Annotated in this window: 14 protein-coding genes; 6 read left to right on the forward strand and 8 right to left on the reverse strand. The window is 53.2% G+C overall.

Features of this window, described 5'->3' with window-relative positions; genetic code table 11:
- Positions 1-4 precede the first annotated feature (4 nt).
- On the reverse strand, positions 5-829 hold the full coding sequence (locus GPJ68_RS02715) for an AraC family transcriptional regulator (protein ID WP_172860618.1): 825 nt from the start codon (positions 827-829) through the stop codon (positions 5-7).
- 81 nt (positions 830-910) lie between these two features.
- Positions 911-1,759, reverse strand: a complete 849-nt coding sequence (locus tag GPJ68_RS02720; protein ID WP_046275833.1) for an SDR family oxidoreductase — start codon at positions 1,757-1,759, stop codon at positions 911-913.
- An 85-nt stretch (positions 1,760-1,844) separates the two neighbouring features.
- Between GPJ68_RS02720 and GPJ68_RS02725 the strand changes: the two genes are divergently transcribed.
- Positions 1,845-2,249, forward strand: coding sequence for a helix-turn-helix domain-containing protein (locus tag GPJ68_RS02725; RefSeq protein WP_047358571.1), 405 nt, complete (start codon positions 1,845-1,847; stop codon positions 2,247-2,249).
- A gap of 48 nt (positions 2,250-2,297) precedes the next feature.
- Here GPJ68_RS02725 and cpdB read toward each other — a convergent pair whose 3' ends face one another.
- Positions 2,298-4,241 (reverse strand): 2',3'-cyclic-nucleotide 2'-phosphodiesterase, encoded by a 1,944-nt coding sequence (cpdB, locus tag GPJ68_RS02730; protein WP_016155525.1) that lies wholly within the window; start codon positions 4,239-4,241, stop codon positions 2,298-2,300.
- A 187-nt stretch (positions 4,242-4,428) separates the two neighbouring features.
- Here cpdB and cysQ point away from each other — a divergent pair, with 187 nt between their 5' ends.
- Entirely contained in the window at positions 4,429-5,169 is a 741-nt protein-coding gene (cysQ, locus tag GPJ68_RS02735; RefSeq protein ID WP_016151445.1) for a 3'(2'),5'-bisphosphate nucleotidase CysQ, read from the forward strand.
- On the opposite strand, the gene GPJ68_RS02740 is transcribed toward cysQ, so the two are convergent.
- Positions 5,159-5,716 (reverse strand): YtfJ family protein, encoded by a 558-nt coding sequence (locus GPJ68_RS02740; RefSeq protein ID WP_016155526.1) that lies wholly within the window; start codon positions 5,714-5,716, stop codon positions 5,159-5,161. The genes cysQ and GPJ68_RS02740 overlap by 11 nt on opposite strands.
- 327 nt (positions 5,717-6,043) lie before the next feature.
- Between GPJ68_RS02740 and GPJ68_RS02745 the strand changes: the two genes are divergently transcribed.
- Entirely contained in the window at positions 6,044-6,250 is a 207-nt protein-coding gene (locus GPJ68_RS02745; RefSeq protein WP_003025710.1) for a DUF1107 domain-containing protein, read from the forward strand.
- Positions 6,251-6,317: 67 nt separating this feature from the next.
- Here GPJ68_RS02745 and GPJ68_RS02750 read toward each other — a convergent pair whose 3' ends face one another.
- Positions 6,318-7,658 carry a hemolysin family protein gene (locus tag GPJ68_RS02750; protein WP_003830418.1) on the reverse strand — a complete coding sequence of 447 codons (1,341 nt, stop codon included), beginning with the start codon at positions 7,656-7,658 and terminating at the stop codon, positions 6,318-6,320.
- A gap of 152 nt (positions 7,659-7,810) precedes the next feature.
- Positions 7,811-8,449, reverse strand: a complete 639-nt coding sequence (gene msrA / locus GPJ68_RS02755) for a peptide-methionine (S)-S-oxide reductase MsrA (protein WP_016155527.1) — start codon at positions 8,447-8,449, stop codon at positions 7,811-7,813.
- Between the two features lie 212 nt (positions 8,450-8,661).
- Here msrA and tamA point away from each other — a divergent pair, with 212 nt between their 5' ends.
- The 3 genes from tamA to GPJ68_RS02770 are packed head-to-tail and all read left to right on the forward strand — an operon-like array spanning position 8,662 to position 14,515.
- Complete coding sequence (tamA, locus tag GPJ68_RS02760; RefSeq protein WP_016155528.1) at positions 8,662-10,395, forward strand: autotransporter assembly complex protein TamA; 1,734 nt, start codon at positions 8,662-8,664, stop codon at positions 10,393-10,395.
- Positions 10,392-14,168 carry an autotransporter assembly complex protein TamB gene (gene tamB, locus GPJ68_RS02765; RefSeq protein WP_104651659.1) on the forward strand — a complete coding sequence of 1,259 codons (3,777 nt, stop codon included), beginning with the start codon at positions 10,392-10,394 and terminating at the stop codon, positions 14,166-14,168. Before tamA ends, tamB begins: the two co-directional genes overlap by 4 nt.
- Positions 14,169-14,170: 2 nt before the next feature.
- Positions 14,171-14,515 carry a gamma-glutamylcyclotransferase gene (locus GPJ68_RS02770; protein WP_016151451.1) on the forward strand — a complete coding sequence of 115 codons (345 nt, stop codon included), beginning with the start codon at positions 14,171-14,173 and terminating at the stop codon, positions 14,513-14,515.
- A 42-nt stretch (positions 14,516-14,557) separates the two neighbouring features.
- Here the strand turns inward: GPJ68_RS02770 and GPJ68_RS02775 are convergent, their stop codons facing one another.
- Entirely contained in the window at positions 14,558-16,567 is a 2,010-nt protein-coding gene (locus GPJ68_RS02775) for a TonB-dependent receptor domain-containing protein (RefSeq protein ID WP_016155530.1), read from the reverse strand.
- A gap of 83 nt (positions 16,568-16,650) precedes the next feature.
- Entirely contained in the window at positions 16,651-17,721 is a 1,071-nt protein-coding gene (locus GPJ68_RS02780; protein ID WP_104651658.1) for a YncE family protein, read from the reverse strand.
- Between the last annotated feature and the right edge of the window lie 31 nt (positions 17,722-17,752).

A 17,752-nucleotide genomic window follows, 5' to 3' on the forward strand; every position in this document is an offset into this window, starting at 1 on the left:
CTGTTCAACGCCGGACGACTTGTTTCTGATAACGTACCGGTGTAATACCGTAGCGATGGGTAAACGCGCGGGTGAGATGCGACTGGTCGGTGAGGCCGGTTGCGGCAGCGACCTCCGCGGCGGGCATTCCGTGAGTGAGAAAACCTTTGGCTCGCCACAGGCGGATCGCCATCAGCATCTGGTGCGGCGTGACGTGGAAATGAGATTTAAACTGGCGCTGAAAATGCCAGGGGCTCAGCGCTGCAACCCGCGCCAGTTCGTCGAGCGTGACCGGGTGCATATAATTATCGTGCAAATACTCGCGTACCTGTTCAAAGCGATGCGCTCCCTCCGGTAATACCGGCGCATGGCGGGCCAGCGGCTGGAACGTGTCGATCAGATCGAGTAATAACCCTTTTTGCGCCAGCGGATCCTCAGTGTTCCACAGGCCATGGATCAGCGAGCAGATCTGGCGCGAGCGTAGCGGATCGTGACGCGTTACGTCATGAAACCACCAGTGGCGGATCCCGGTGACTTCTTCCAGAAGATCGGGCTCAAGATAGATCATCCGATAGCGCCAGCCGTCGGCGGTTTCCGCTTCGCCGGTATGTAGCTCATCGGGATTCATGGTGACGACGGAATGGGCGGGGGCCACGTACTGCGTGCCGCGATAGCGAAAACGTTCGGCTCCGGCTTCTATCGCGCCAATACCAAACGCTTCATGGGTGTGGGGTTCAAAGGCGTAACGCGAGATGTGCGCATGATACAGCTCAACGCCCGGCACCTGTGCCAGATGGCGAAAGCGGGCGCTGTCTTTCTCATCAATAAACTGCTCAGGTACACCTTGCACGTATTCTCTCCCCACGCATCATCATGTCATTATCAGAGAGGATGCGCGGGGATGCCACCACAATTAACTAATTTTTAACACTTACACGATGCCTTTGACGCTGTCTGCCAGCGACGTGGTTGGACGACCAATCAGTTTGCTCAGCGTATGGCTGTCGTCGAAGAGGCCACCTTTAGAGGCACCAACGTCTGAGTCAGCCAGCATGTCCGCCAGTCCGGCAGGCAGACCAACACCTTTCAGCGCGGCCGCAAAATCAGCTTCGCTCAGGTTTTGATACACCACTTTTTTACCGCTCTGTTTTGCCAGTTCGGCCGCCAGTTGGCTCAGGGTCCAGCCTGCGTCGCCCGCCAGTTCATAGATTTTACCGGCATGACCGTCTTCACTGATGACGCGCGCGGCGGCGGCGGCATAGTCGGCACGGGTCGCCGAGGCGATTTTGCCTTCTCCCGCCGCCCCAATAAACACGCCGTGTTCCAGCGCGGCTGGTGCGCTGGCGAGATAGTTTTCGGTGTACCAACCGTTACGCAGCAGCGCGTACGCGATACCGGATTCAGCCAGCATCTTCTCGGTTGCGACATGCTCATCAGCCAGCCCCAGCGGGGAGCGATCGGCGTGCAGCAGGCTGGTGTAGGCGATAAATTTCACGTGGGCCGCTTTCGCCGCGTTAATCACGTTGCGATGCTGCGGGGCACGTTGTCCCACTTCGCTGGAGGAGATTAGCAGTAACTTGTCTATCCCCTGTAAGGCCGTGGTAAAGGCAGCTTCATCACTGTAATCCGCCTGACGAACGGTAATGCCCTGCTGGCTAAGCGCCGTCGCTTTAGCAGGATTACGCACAATAGCCACAATCTGGCTGGCAGGAACGGTTTTCAGTAGCGTTTCAATAACGTGTTGGCCCAGTTGGCCAGTGGCACCAGTAATCGCGATCATAGGATAACTCCTTTGGTATTGGTCTTGTGTTTAATCACATTAACACCTAAACTTACTTTTAGTAAGTACGTACAAAAAGGTTAGTATGAAAATGACAGCTTTGACGCTCTCCCAGCAATTACGTGATGGCAACTTGTTTGCCGAGCAGTGTCCCTCCCGCGAGGTGTTAAAACACGTCACCAGCCGCTGGGGTGTATTGATTCTGGTGGCGCTGCGCGACGGTACGCACCGTTTCAGCGATTTGCGTCGTAAGATGGGCGGCGTCAGTGAAAAAATGCTGGCGCAATCCCTGCAGGCGTTAGAACAGGACGGGTTTATCAATCGGGTGTCATATCCAGTGGTACCGCCGCATGTGGAGTATAGCCTGACACCGTTGGGTGAGCAGGTGAGCGAAAAAGTCGCAGCGCTGGCGGACTGGATAGAGGTGAATTTGCCGCAGGTTTTGGCAAATCATACCGTTAAGAACGAAGACGTCCCGGCATCGACGTAAACGACCTGGTCGGGCTTGCCGGATGGCGCAGCGCCACCCGGCGTGGTCTTACTTACTCAAATCCAACTGATAAATGGCGAAGCCGATGTCATCGGTAGCGACTTTCTTCAGTGGATACTGGCCTTTCTCTTTGATAAACGCAGCGGCTTTATCAGACGGTGATGTTTCAAAGCGAATATCCAGTTGTGTCTCGCTGTGAATCGGCGCCAAACGCCAGTTGTTATCTGCCGCCGGATGAATTTCGCCTGCGCTCTTTGTCTGGGAACCTATCCATGCTGCCAGCACCGAGCGGTTTTCATCTGGTGATGCAAACGCGATGTGGCTGTCGCCGGTCCCGGCAAACTTACCGCCGTAGGCGCGGTAGTTGTTGGTCGCGACGAGGAAGGTTGCGTTCGGATCGATCGGTTTGCCGTTAAAGGTCAGATTTTTAATACGCTCCGCTTGCGGGTTAATCGTCTGGCATTCACCGTCATAGCGAGCGGGTTGTGAAACATCAATCTGATAATTCACGCCGTCAATCACGTCGAAGTTATAGGTACGGAAGCCATCCCAGTTAATTAACGACTGTGGTTTGCTGCTGTGGATATCAATCTGATTAAACTGCCCGGCGGAACATTCCAGCCACTCTTTCACCTCTTTACCGCTGGCTTTCACCACGACCAGGGTATTGGGATAGAGATACAAATCAGCGGCGTTACGGAAGGTAAGCTGACCTTTTTCGACTTCGACAAAGCTGGCCGGATCGTTCTTGCGTCCACCGACTTTAAACGGCGCAGCGGCGGAAAGTACCGGTAGTTTTGCCAGGTCCGGATCGCCCTGGATAAAATGTTCCACATAGGCTTTCTGCGCGTTATTCACCACCTGCACGGTCGGGTCGTCCTGAACCAGCGCCAGATAGCTGTACATGTTGTCGGCAGATTTACCGATTGGCTTGCTGACAAATTCACGCGTGGCATCGTGATCGGCTTTTAGGATCTCAACGATTTTTTGGTCTTCGCCAGCCAGTGATTTTTTGGCCGCGGCGTCATAAATCGGGCGCGCCTGCGCTTTCCCCTGCGTAACCTGCCATTTACCGCTGTCGTTATTCAGCACTAAATCCACCACCCCCAGGTGATCGCCCCACATGCCCGGCATCACCGCAGGAACGCCATTGAGCGTGCCTGTTGTGATATCTGCGCCTTTGATGTTGGCAAAGTCTTTCCCCGGGAAAACGGCGTGAGCGTGACCAAACATAATGGCATCCACGCCCGGAACTTCACTGAGGTAGTAAACGGAGTTTTCCGCCATCGCCTGGTATGGGTCGGCAGAAAGCCCGGAGTGAGCAACCACCACCACGACATCGGCACCTTTGGCTCGCATTTCCGGCACGTATTTACGAGCGGTTTCCGTAATGTCATTCACCGTCACTTTGCCGCTGAGGTTGGCTTTATCCCAGGTCATGATCTGCGGCGGCACAAAACCGATATAGCCAATTTTCAGCGTCTGCTTGTTTCCTTCCTGATCGACAACCTCAGTCTCTTTGATCAGATAAGGAGTAAACAGCGGCTTTTTGGTCTTAACGTCGATGATATTGGCGTTAACGTAAGGGAACTTCGCCCCGGCTAGCGCGTTGTGCAGATACTCAAGACCGTAGTTAAATTCATGGTTGCCAAGGTTACCCACTGCGTAATCCAGCGTATTCAGTGCCTTATATACCGGATGCGTTTCGCCCGCTTTCAGCCCCTTGGCCGCCATATAATCCCCGAGCGGGCTGCCCTGAATCAGATCACCGTTATCAACCAGCACGCTGTTTTTGACTTCACCACGTGCTGCGTTGATCAGGCTTGCCGTACGAACCAGGCCAAATTTTTCAGTCGGCGTATCTTTGTAATAATCGAAATCCATCATATTGCTATGTAAATCAGTGGTTTCCATTATGCGCAGATCGACGGTCGCGGCATTGACGCTGGCTGCAATCAGCGTGGCCAGAAACGTTGCACTAAACTTAATCATCAGGGGCATCCTTTTAAGATCTAAGCCACAAAAGAAAATGTATATAAATCTTCTTGCTTACAGAACTGTGAATCATGACATGAATATAGCGTTTAAAACCGCAGACGCTATCACAGTTGGCGGATCCTTTGGCGATCGGGTATAAGTAAAACAACGAGTTAACACCACGACAGAAACGAGGTGGAGAATGTTAGAACATGTATGCCAGCTTGCACGGAATGCGGGCGATGCCATTATGCAGGTCTACGATGGAATCAAACCGATGGAGATTACCAGCAAGCAGGACGATTCTCCGGTCACGGCGGCGGATATCGCCGCGCATACGGTGATCCTCGAAGGATTACTGGCGCTGACGCCGGATATTCCGGTCCTGTCTGAAGAAGCGCCTCCTGGCTGGGATGTTCGCCAGCACTGGCAGCGCTACTGGCTGGTAGACCCGCTGGACGGTACCAAAGAGTTCATTAAGCGTAACGGTGAATTCACCGTCAATATTGCGCTTATCGAGCAAGGAAAGCCGGTACTGGGCGTGGTTTACGCGCCGGTGATGAAAGTGATGTACAGCGCGGCAGAAGGTAAAGCGTGGAAAGAAGAGTGCGGCGTGCGCAAACAAATCCATGTTCGTGACGCGCGTCCGCCGTTGGTGGTGATTAGCCGCTCGCATGCTGACAATGAGTTAAAAGAGTATCTGCAACAGTTGGGTGAGCACCAGACCACGTCGATTGGCTCATCGCTGAAGTTCTGCCTGGTGGCGGAAGGGCAGGCACAGCTGTACCCACGTTTTGGGCCAACTAACGTATGGGACACTGCTGCTGGCCACGCCGTTGCCGCCGCAGCCGGGGCGCACGTTCACGACTGGCAGGGGAAATCTCTGGATTACACCCCACGTGAATCATTCCTCAACCCCGGCTTCCGCGTCGCTATTTACTGAGTAATTTGTGCAGCAGGGCAATAACCTGCTGCACCTCTTCCTGCGTCAACGCACCATCTTTTGCCCACTGAACGCGTCCGTCCTTATCAAGTACGGCGATAGCGGAGCTCTCTTCATCCAGTTGCCAGGCTTTACGCGCAATGCCATTGCTGTCGACAATAAATTGTGACCACGGGTAGAGCTTCTTATTGCTCTCCAGACTGCTGCGCACAAACATACCGGAGCCAGGAATGGCGTCATCGGTGTTGACGATCGTGGTGGTCTGGTATTTGTCGTGCGGCAGGCTGGCCGCTTTGATTGCCTCGATCAGCGTAGCATTTTTCTCTTTGGCGGAGGTGCGTCCGGCAATGTGTTGCACAATTCGCACTTTCCCTGGCAGCTGCGCGCTATTCCAGCTTTTGTAGCTAAACTTATCGTTATCGAGAATCAGTTCGCCGCGATCGGCGATCCCCACCGGCGGTACGCGCTGGTTGGTCTCAAACGAATGCGCACCGGCAATCATCGGCAGCAGCAGGCACGACAGCGCCAGCAGTTTTTGTAAGGTCATAGGTTTTCCTTCTTTCTTTATTTTGCAGGTGATCCGACCACTTGGGTCTGGAATTTAATCATATGTGCGATTGATGCTTTTTCCCGCAAGCGCGATGCCAGTTTGCGGACGGGCGCACAAATCCTGCGAAAAATGAAGGCTTATACTGAAGACAGCGAAGCGTTGAAAAGATAATTCTGAATATTTGTAACCTGAAGGTAAATAAACTTATACACGCTGGAAACATGAGCGAGATAGTCTATAGTCATAGGGCATTAAAATTTGCGCCTGAGGATTGTCGGACCGATTGTGGTACCGCAAAGGCGTAATGCTCAGCAGGAGACAACAATGAAAATTTTCCAACGATACAACCCGCTGCAGGTGGCGAAGTACGTGAAGATCCTGTTTCGTGGACGGTTATATATCAAGGATGTAGGCGCTTTTGAATTTGATAAGGGTAAGATTCTTATCCCAAAAGTGAAGGACAAACTGCATTTTTCCGTGATGTCCGAAGTTAACCGTCAGGTCTTGCGTCTGCAAACTGAGATGGCTTGATCAAAGTGCTATGCGGTAGTTAAAAAAACGGCTCCTGGATGGGAGCCGTTGATGTTTCTGCAGGACGTTAAGACGCCTTTGCCTCTTCTTTTGCATCCGGCAGTTTCGGTACCAGTACGGTAGGTTTACTGTCCAGACGCGTCACCAGCAGCTGATCGATCTTGTAGTTATCGATATCCACCACTTCAAATTTGTAGCCTGAATACTTCACCGAGTCGGTGCGTTTCGGGATTTTACGCAGCATGAACATCATAAAGCCGCCGATGGTTTCATAGTTGCCGGACTGCGGGAACTCATCGATATCCAGGACGCGCATAACGTCATCAATCGGCGTACCGCCATCGACTAACCATGAGTTTTCATCGCGCGCCACGATCTGCTCTTCCAGACCCTGACCGACTAAATCGCCCATCAGCGTAGTCATAACGTCGTTGAGCGTGATAATCCCCACCACCAGCGCGTACTCGTTCATGATGACGGCAAAGTCTTCGCCTGCGGTTTTGAAGCTTTCCAGCGCTTCAGAGAGCGTCAGCGTATCCGGCACAATCAGCGTATTGCGGATCTGTACGCCACTGTTCAACGCCATGCTTTGGTTCGCCAGTACGCGGTTGAGGAGATCCTTTGAATCGACATAGCCAATGATGTGGTCGATATCTTCGTTACACACCAGGAATTTGGAGTGTGGATGTTCCGCCACCTTGTTCTTCAGGCTTTGCTCATCTTCGTGGAGATCGAACCAGATAATATTCTCGCGCGAGGTCATGGAAGACGGTACGGTACGGGATTCCAGTTCGAACACATTTTCAATCAGCTCATGTTCCTGCTTACGCAGAACCCCTGCCAACGCACCCGCTTCGACCACGGCGTAAATATCGTCCGAGGTGATGTCGTCTTTACGCACCATCGGGATCTTAAACAGACGGAAGATGTTATTTGCCAGACCGTTAAAGAACCACACCAGCGGGCGGAAGACGAGCAGGCAGAAGCGCATCGGGTTGATGATACGCAAAGCCACAGCTTCTGGCGCAATCATACCGATGCGTTTCGGAGTTAAATCCGCGAACAGGATGAACAGGCCAGTAACCAGCGAGAACGACAGAATAAAGCTTAACTGTTCGGACAGCTCTGGAGTGAAGTACTTCGAGAAAAGGCTGTAAAACGCCGGGGAGAATGCCGCATCACCGACAATACCACCGAGAATAGCGACCGCGTTAAGGCCAATTTGCACGACGGTAAAAAACATGCCGGGGTTTTCCTGCATCTTCAAAACACGTTGTGCGTTTACGTTGCCTTCATCGGCAAGCAGTTTAAGTTTTATTTTGCGTGATGCAGCAAGCGAGATCTCGGATATCGAGAAAAACGCACTCACGGCGATCAGGCAGAGAATGACTAAAATACTGTTTAACATATCTTATCCGACCGTTAAGGCCAGATCCTCGGAAGGGATAAATTGATAAATCCGTGTGAAATACACATTGAAAACCGGTCCGAAGGGAGTGGACCGGCAATTTCAGGAGCTAGTATAGCGTAAGGTACTGTAAAGCCGCCAGAGGGTGGCGATTATCCTTGTGGCGGTAGACAAACGCCAATCCCGCCAATGCCGCAGTACCCATAAGGATTTTTATGCAGATACTGCTGGTGGTCGTCCTCGGCATAGTAAAACGGGGTTGCGGTAGTGATTTCCGTTGTAATGGTGCGCTCGTCGCCAGCGGCGGTCATTGCTGCCTGAAAACGCTCAAGGCTTGCCCGTGCCGCGACGGTTTGCTCCGGCGTTAACGGGTAAATGGCGGAGCGATACTGCGTCCCCTGGTCGTTCCCCTGACGCATGCCCTGCGCCGGGTCGTGATTTTCCCAGAACACCTGCAGCAGTTGCTCGTAGCTGATAACATGCGGATCATAGACGACGCGTACCGCTTCGGCGTGTCCGGTATCGCCGGAACACACTTCCCGATAGGTTGGGTTAGGGGTGTAGCCGCCGGTATATCCGGCCGCTGTGCTGTATACCCCGGGTAATGACCAGAATAAACGTTCAACGCCCCAGAAACATCCCATGGCGAAAAAGGCTATCTCCATACCGTCGGGCACGTTGGTCATCGAATGTTGGTTAACCGCATGCAGCGTTGCCACTGGCATCGGGGTGTTGCGTCCAGGTAGGGCATCTGCTTGAGTAACAAGATGCTTTCTATCAAATAAACTCATGGCCGTTCTCCCGAAATCAGTCATTTGGGTTAAGGTTGTAACGAGACGCGTCTTTGCCCACAATAAACGGCGTGAATACGTCTAGAGTTAAACATAAGAAATATTTGGGTTGTCGTCTGTTTTTCAACTCTTATTGTTGATTTTTTGTTAAGCCGAGGAACGGCATAGTATTTTTTTCCAGGGGTGGGAAAAAAGGATATTCAGGAGAAAATGTGCCACATATCCGTCAGTTATGTTGGGTGGGATTACTGTGCTTAAGTGGCTCCGCCGCCGCAGCGAATGTTCGCTTACAGGTCGAAGGATTATCAGGACCGCTGGAGAAAAACGTCCGTGCGCAGCTATCCACGATTCAAAGTGATGAAGTCACTCCAGACCGACGCTTTCGTGCGCGCGTTGATGATGCCATCCGCGAAGGGCTAAAAGCGCTGGGCTACTTTGAGCCCACCATTGATTTTGAGCTGCGTCCGCCGCCGGCGAAAGGACGCCAGGTGTTGATTGCCAAAGTGACCCCTGGTGAGCCGGTGCTGATTGGCGGCACCGAAGTGATTCTGCGCGGTGGCGCACGTACGGATAAAGATTACCTGGATCTGCTGAAAACGCGACCGGCAATCGGCACCGTGCTGAATCAGGGGGACTATGATAACTTCAAAAAATCACTTACCAGCGTGGCGCTGCGCAAAGGCTATTTCGACAGTGAATTTAATAAAAGCCAGCTTGGGATAGCGCTCGAACGCCGCCAGGCATTCTGGGATATCGATTACAACAGCGGTGAACGCTATCGCTTTGGCCATGTCACTTTTGAAGGCTCGCAAATTCGCGATGAGTACCTGCAAAATCTGGTGCCCTTTAAAGAGGGTGAAGAGTACGAGTCGAAAGATCTGGGCGAACTGAACCGTCGTCTGTCGGCGACCGGATGGTTTAATTCCGTGGTCGTCGCACCGGAATTTGATAAAGCCCGTGAAACCAAAGTGCTGCCGCTGAAAGGCGTGGTGTCGCCGCGAACTGAAAACACCATCGAAACCGGGGTCGGTTACTCAACTGACGTCGGTCCACGGGTGAAGACCTCGTGGAAAAAGCCGTGGATGAACTCCTATGGCCACAGCCTGACCACCAGCGCCAGCATCTCTGCGCCAGAGCAGGTTCTTGATTTCAGTTATAAAATGCCGCTATTAAAGAACCCGCTGGAGCAGTATTACCTGGTGCAGGGGGGCTTTAAGCGTACTGATTTAAACGATACCGAGCAGGACTCCACTACGCTTGCGGTTTCCCGCTACTGGGATCTCTCCAGCGGCTGGCAGCGCGCGATTAACCTGCGCTGGAGCCTCGACCACTTTACCCAGGGTAACGTCACTAACACCACCATGCTGCTCTATCCGGGCGTGATGATCAGCCGGACGCGCTCGCGCGGCGGTCTGATGCCAGTTTGGGGCGACTCCCAACGTTATTCTATCGATTACTCCAACACGGCCTGGGGTTCAGACGTTGATTTCTCCGTCTTCCAGGCGCAAAACGTCTGGATCCGCACCCTGTACGATCGTCATCGCTTTGTGATGCGCGGCAACCTCGGCTGGATCGAAACCGGGGACTTCGACAAAGTACCGCCGGATCTGCGTTTCTTCGCCGGGGGCGATCGCAGCATTCGCGGCTACAAATACAAATCTATTTCGCCTGAAGGCAGCGACGGCAAGCTGAAAGGGGCCTCGAAGCTGGCGACCGGCTCGTTGGAATATCAGTACAACGTGACCGGAAAATGGTGGGGCGCGATGTTTGTCGATAGCGGCGAAGCGGTCAGCGATATCCGCAGAAGCGATTTCAAAACCGGTGCCGGGGTCGGCGTACGCTGGCAATCGCCAGTGGGACCCATCAAGCTCGACTTTGCTGTCCCTGTGGGCGACAAAGATGAACATGGTTTACAGTTTTACATCGGTCTGGGGCCTGAATTATGAGTTTATGGAAGAAGATAAGCCTCGGCGTGCTGATTTTTATCCTGCTGTTGTTAGGCACGGTGGCGTTCCTCGTCGGCACCACTTCGGGCCTGCATCTGATCTTCAAAGCGGCGAATCGTTGGGTTCCGGGGCTGGAGATTGGTCAGGTCACCGGCGGCTGGCGGGATTTATCGCTCAAAAATATTCGTTATGACCAACCTGGCGTGGCGGTGAATGCTGGCGAAGTGCATCTGGCCGTGGGGCTTAACTGCCTGTGGGACAGCAGCCTGTGCGTCAACGATCTGTCGCTGAAAAATATCAACGTGGCGATCGACAGCAAAAAGATGCCGCCATCAGCGCCGGTTGAAGAGGAAGAGAGCGGTCCGCTTAACCTTTCCACACCTTACCCAATCACGCTTTCGCGCGTGGCGCTGAACAACATCAATATCAAAATCGATGACACCACGGTTTCGGTGCTGGAATTTACCTCCGGCCTGAACTGGCAGGAAAAAACGCTGACCCTGAAGCCAACGTCATTACAGGGGCTGCTGATTGCCCTGCCTAAAGTGGCGGAAGTGGCGCAGGAAGAGGTTGTCGAACCAAAGATTCAAAATCCGCAACCGGATGAAAAACCGCTCGGCGAAACGCTAAAAGATCTGTTCTCAAAGCCGGTGCTGCCGGAAATGACCGATGTCCATCTGCCGCTCAATCTCAACATTGAAGCGTTTCGCGGCGAGCAGCTGCGCGTGACCGGGGATACGGATTTAACGGTACATAACATGCTGCTGAAAGTGAGCAGCATTGACGGCAACATGAAACTCGATGCACTGGATATCGACTCGAATCAGGGGACGGTAAAAGCCAGCGGCACGGCGCAACTGACCGACACGTGGCCGGTCGATATTACGTTAAACAGCACGCTCAACGTCGACCCGTTAAAAGGCGAAAAGGTGAAGCTGAAGGTCGGCGGCGCGCTGCGTGAACAGCTGGAAGTCGGCGTAAATCTGTCTGGTCCGGTGGATATGGACCTGCGGGCGCAGGCGCGTCTGGCGGAAGCCGGATTGCCGCTCAACCTTGAGGTGGTGAGTAAGCAGGTTTACTGGCCGTTTACCGGCGACAAGCAGTTCCAGGCTGATGACGTCAAGCTCAAACTGACCGGTAAGATGACCGACTATACGCTGTCGATGCGTACCGCTGTGAAAGGGCAGGATATTCCTCCGGCTACCATCACGCTGGCCGCCAAAGGCAACGAACAGCAGATCAATCTCGACAAACTCAGCGTTGCGGCGCTGGAAGGGAAAACTGAGCTGAAAGCGCTGGTGGACTGGCAGCAGGCGATCAGCTGGCGCGGGGAGCTAACGCTGGATGGCATCAACACGGCGAAAGCGATCCCGGAGTGGCCATCAAAACTGAATGGCCTTGTGAAAACTCGCGGCAGTCTGTACGGCGGAAGCTGGCAGATGGAGGTGCCTGAGCTGAAGCTGACCGGCAACGTGAAGCAGAACAAGGTTAATGTGCACGGTTCGCTGAAGGGTAACAGCTACCTGCAGTGGACGATCCCGGGCCTGCATCTGGAACTGGGACGCAACAGCGCGGATGTGAAAGGGGAACTGGGGGTCAAAGACCTCAATCTCGACGCGACGATTGATGCCCCGAGCCTGGATAACGCGCTGCCTGGACTGGGCGGTACGGCGAAAGGGCTGGTAAAAGTTCGCGGTACGGTTGAAGCGCCACAGCTGCTGGCGGATATCACCGCCCGGGGTCTGCGCTGGCAGGAGCTGTCCGTCGCTCAGGTGCGCGTCGAAGGCGACGTGAAATCGGCAGAGCAAATCGCTGGTAATCTCAACGTTCGCGTAGAGCGGATTGTACAGCCTGACGTGAATATTGGCCTGGTGACGCTCAATGCCAAAGGTAGCGAAAAGAAGCATGAGCTGCAGTTGCGCATTCAGGGGGAACCGGTCTCCGGGCAGCTCTCCCTGGCAGGTAGCTTTGATCGCCAAGAGCAGCGCTGGAAAGGTGCGTTAAGCGATACCCGCTTCCAGACGCCGGTCGGTCCGTGGTCCCTTAACCGCCCTGTCGCGCTGGATTATCGCAATCAGGAACAGAAAATCAGCATTGGGCCGCACTGCTGGAACAACCCGAATGCGGAACTGTGCGTACCGCAAACCATTGATGCCGGTGCACAAGGACGCGCGGTGGTGAACCTTAACCGCTTTGACCTGGCGATGCTAAAACCGTTTATGCCGGATACAACCCAGGCCAGCGGTGTTTTCACTGGCAAAGCAGATGTGAGCTGGGACACCACCAAAGAGGGGCTGCCGCAGGGGCAGGTTACGCTGAGCGGACGTAACGTGAAGGTCACGCAAAGCGTGAACGATGCGCCGCTCCCTGTGGCGTTTGAAACGCTGAATCTGACCGCCGACCTGCACAATAACCGTGCCGAGCTGGGCTGGCTGATTCGCCTGACCAACAACGGGCAGTTTGACGGCCAGGTGCAGGTGACGGATCCGCAAGGACGCCGCAGTCTCGGCGGCAACGTCAACATCCGCAACTTCAATCTGGCGATGGTGAACCCCATTTTCTCGCGCGGTGAAAAAGCGGCTGGGGTGATCAACGCCAACCTACGTCTGGGCGGTGATGTGCAAAGCCCGCAACTGCTCGGACAACTGCAACTGAGCGGTCTGGATATCGACGGCAACTTTATGCCGTTTGACATGCAGCCAAGCCAGTTAGCCGTTAACTTCACCGGAACACGCTCAACGCTGGCGGGCGTGGTACGTACGCAGCAGGGCGAAATTAACCTGAGCGGCGATGCCGACTGGAGTCAGATAGACAACTGGCGGGCGCGCGTTGCGGCTAAAGGCAGCAGGGTTCGTATTACCGTGCCGCCGATGGTCCGCCTGGACGTATCGCCGGACGTGGTCTTTGAAGCCACGCCGAGCCTGTTTACCCTTGATGGCAACGTGGATGTGCCGTGGGCGCGTATCGTGGTACACGACCTTCCGGAGAGCGCGGTAGGGGTTTCCAGCGATATGGTCATGCTTAACAACAATCTGCAACCGGAGAAACCGCAGACAGCAGGTATTCCGATCAACAGCAACCTGAACATCCACGTCGGTAACAACGTGCGTATTGACGCCTTTGGTCTAAAAGCGCGTCTGACGGGCGATCTGAAAGTGGTGCAGGATAAGCAGGGGCTGGGGCTGAACGGACAAATTAATATTCCGAGCGGGCGTTTCCATGCCTATGGTCAGGATCTGATTGTGCGTAAGGGCGAACTGTTGTTCTCCGGTCCGCCTGATCAGCCGTTACTCAACATCGAAGCAATTCGTAACCCGGAAGCCACCGAAGACGACGTGATCGCCGGGGTTCGCGTCACGGGCACTGCCGATGAACCGAAGGCGGAAATCTTCTCCGACCCGGCGATGTCGCAGCAAATGGCGCTTTCCTACCTGCTACGCGGACAAGGACTGGATAGTGAACAGAGCGACAGCGCGGCAATGACTTCAATGCTTATTGGTCTGGGGGTTGCACAAAGTGGTCAGGTTGTGGGTAAAATCGGGGAGACATTTGGCGTAAGCAATCTGGCACTGGACACACAAGGGGTGGGTGATTCATCTCAGGTGGTTGTCAGCGGATACGTACTGCCAGGTCTGCAGGTGAAATATGGTGTGGGTATATTTGACTCCTTAGCGACACTCACGCTACGTTATCGTCTGATGCCTAAGCTATATCTGGAAGCTGTGTCTGGCGTAGATCAGGCACTTGATTTGCTCTATCAGTTCGAGTTTTAGCAATGCGAATATTTGTCTACGGCAGTTTACGAACCAAACAAGGCAACAGCCACTGGATGACCAATGCCCTGTTGCTGGGAAATTTCAGTATCGACAACTACCAGTTGTATAGCCTGGGCCACTATCCAGGCGCCGTTCCAGGAGAGGGAACAGTACACGGGGAAGTTTATCGTATTGATAACGCCACGCTGGCAGAGCTTGACGCTCTGCGTACCCGTGGCGGTGAATACGCACGCCAGTTAATTCAAACGCCGTACGGAAGTGCATGGATGTACGTGTACCAACGTCCGGTTGATGGCTTAACGCTGATTGAAAGCGGTAACTGGTTAGACCGAGACCAGTACTGATATGAACACGCCACCCTCGGGTGGCGTTGTTTTATTCTGGATTTAAAACTCCACGCGCGCGCCGAGGTTATAGCGGCGTCCTTCCACCTGTGCGGATTCGTTCCACGCGGTTGTCAGTTTCGGATCTTCATCCAACACGTTGTAGACCCCAGCCATCAGTTGCGTGTGCTTATTGAGCTGATAACGTACGCCTACGTCCACCATTGTGTAGTCATCGTATTTATAGTTATTGCCGCTGTTGCGGTTACTGCTGCGATAATTCACCGTACTCCATACGTCCAGGCTTTGCGTTGCCGCCCAGTTCAGCGACAGATTCGCCATATGGCGCGGATAATCGTTGAGCGCGTAGCCTTTGTTAACGCCGCTTTTTTGTTCGCTGTGGTTCCAGGTGTAGTTAGCGTTGGCTTTTACATCGGCGGTAATCTGCCAGTCGGCATTCAGTTCTATACCGTATACATCCGCCTCGCTGACGTTGAAGTATTTACTGACGGAATCCGCGTTGTAGCCGTTGACGGAGCACTGGTTCGTCGACGTGGTTTCACAAATAGTTTGTTCAGCAATTTTGTCTTTGAACTGCGTATAGAAGACGGTGCTGTCGAGCGATAGCGCATCTCCCGTCCAGTAGAGGCCCAGTTCAGAGTTAACGCTTTGTTCAGGTTTCAGGTCGTCGTTACCAACGGTGAGGAAGGGATAAGGTACGGTTGAGCCGTAAGGAGTTACGAAGTTGCTGGACGTCGCGCGCAGCTCCGGTTTTTTATAGCCTGCGGAAACGCCGCCTTTCAGCGCCCAGTCATTGCTAAAGGCCCAGTTACCGTACATTTTCGGCGTAATATGTGTGCCAAAATTGTCATCCTGGTCCATCCTCGCTGACGTGGTCAGGATGAAATCGCCAATGCTCCAGCCGTCTTCAGCAAACAATGCCCAACCGTTACGGCTGATTTTGGTCACCGGGTCAGATCCGGGCAGCGTTTTGTTGGCCACATCAAAGCGGTCATTCAGCTCTTCGCGCGTGAAATTCGCCCCAACGGTCAGTTTATGGGTGTCGAGCGTGAAAGTGGTTTGCGAATTGGCGACGTAGTTCTCCATCTGCACATACTGCGGGGACTGTCCGTCATAAACGTACTTCGAACGGCCTTTTTCATAGTTTATGTAGTTGGTTGTCGCGATGGTGTCGTCTGCATACCAGCCGGTATGCGTCAGGGTGGCGGCGTTACGATCGAACAGCCATGACCACGGCGCACCGCGTTTCTGGGTACGGTTTTTTTCCTGCTCACCGGTGACCACGTTGAGATCGAACAGGTTATTCTCGCTGGCGGCCAGGCCCAATGTCATATCAACGGATTTACGATTGTGTTTGCCAAAATAGTTATTGCGATCGTCATCGCGACGGTCAAGCCAGTCGGCCGCCACGCTAAGGCCGAGAACATCGGGCACAATCGGCCCCATGGTAAACAAATTCATCTGGCTGGTATTACCTAAATACTGGTGTTCCTGCAGCCAGGTATTGGCAGCAATTGCCGTGGTCCACTCTTTTGCGCCGTACGGTTTTTTGGTAATGACGTTAACCACACCGCCGATGGCGTCTGAACCGTACAGCGAGGACATCGGCCCACGGATAACTTCGATACGCTCAATGGCCTCCATTGGCGGTAAGAAGTTGGCTTCAGTACCAATATCATGTCCGTAAGGACGAGATTCACCGGTATTTTGTTTGACGCTGTTGACCATAAAAGCGGTATAGGACGGGTCCATGCCGCGGATCATAATGCTACCGGCGTTCATGCCACTGCTGTTGGTGACCGAGACACCGGGAAGGTTTTTAATGGCTTCACCGATGCTACGGTCCGGCTGAATATCCAGCGTGTTACGATCGATAACTGAAATAGTGGCCGGCGCTTCGCGTTTTTGCTGCGAGAATCCGGATGCGGTGATCACCATTTCATCTTCGCTAGTGCGTGAGGTCTCGGTGAGTTCTTCTGCCTGGGTGGGGAAAATAACACCGCCTGAGAATGCAACGATCCCTGTCAGCGTAATAAGTTGACGCGTTTTCATAATATAGACACCTGAAAAGTAAAAAATAAAAACATCACCTTGCAGCTCAAAAAAGCTGCAAGGTGCAGATAGTTTTTTAATTATTAATATTTAGAGAGATCGATTTTCAGCACGTAGTCGGGCTTCACACCTGTCATTTTTTCCGACTGTTTGACGCTGACGTACAGGGTGTTAGCATCTGCCGAGAGCGCCAGGCTGTTAGGTAATGCATTGGTTTCAATGCTTTGTTTTACCTGGTAGGTCTTGCTGTTCACAATGCTGATGCGTTTAGCATTACGGTGGGTGATATAAACTTCCTGGCGTTTTTCGTTATATATCACTGCCAGCGAGTTAATAACCTTAATTGGTGCAATAACCTTACCGGTATTAAGATCAAAAACCAGTACGTCCGCTAAATCCGGATCGGTCAGGAATGCGCGGTTATTTTTTGCATCCAGGGCAATATTCAGGAAAAAATGTTTTTTATCTGGCTCAATGGTAAAGCGATTAATAATTTGATGGTTGGTGGTATCCAGCGTAATAAGTTCGTTTCGGCCATTCACAACATACAGGCGGTTCTTATTTGCATCCACGGCCATGCCGGTCGGGTACTGGCCCATGTTCTCGAGGGTGGCGATTTTCTCGCGCTTTTGTGTGTCCACCACCCAGACTATGCCCTTTTCAGCCACGCCGGAAACGTACAGACGGTGGTGCTGTTTATCGAGCACCATTTCACGCGTATGAACAATATCTTTCGGGTTTTTGGCTTCGCTCAGTTGCAGTATCGCCAGCTCTTTACCGCTGCGGGTATCGACTAGCGTTACTGAACCTTCCAGCGTGTTGCCGACATACAGCACCTGGTTTTCTTCATCCAGCGCGGTGGCAAAGGCACGACGACTGGTGTCGATGACTTCAGTCGTCGTGAGTTTCTCCAGATCGAGTTTGTAGATAAGCCCGCTGGTTTTATCTTTATCAAACGACGGCGACGAGGCGACAAAAAGCGCATTCTGCTGGCTATCAACCGCCAGCTCATACACGCCGTTACCGACATCGCGAGTCAGAAAATCTTTCTCAGGTAGCGTCTGCGCCACGCTGGACAGGCTGGTAAATAACAGCGCTGTGGCGAGTGCCACGCAGGAATAGCGTTTCAGGGACTTCACATTGTGGAGGTTCATTGACTTTTATTCACATTTATTTACATGATGA

It is taken from the genome of Citrobacter sp. 172116965, assembly GCF_013458095.1.
GTDB lineage: Bacteria > Pseudomonadota > Gammaproteobacteria > Enterobacterales > Enterobacteriaceae > Citrobacter > Citrobacter braakii.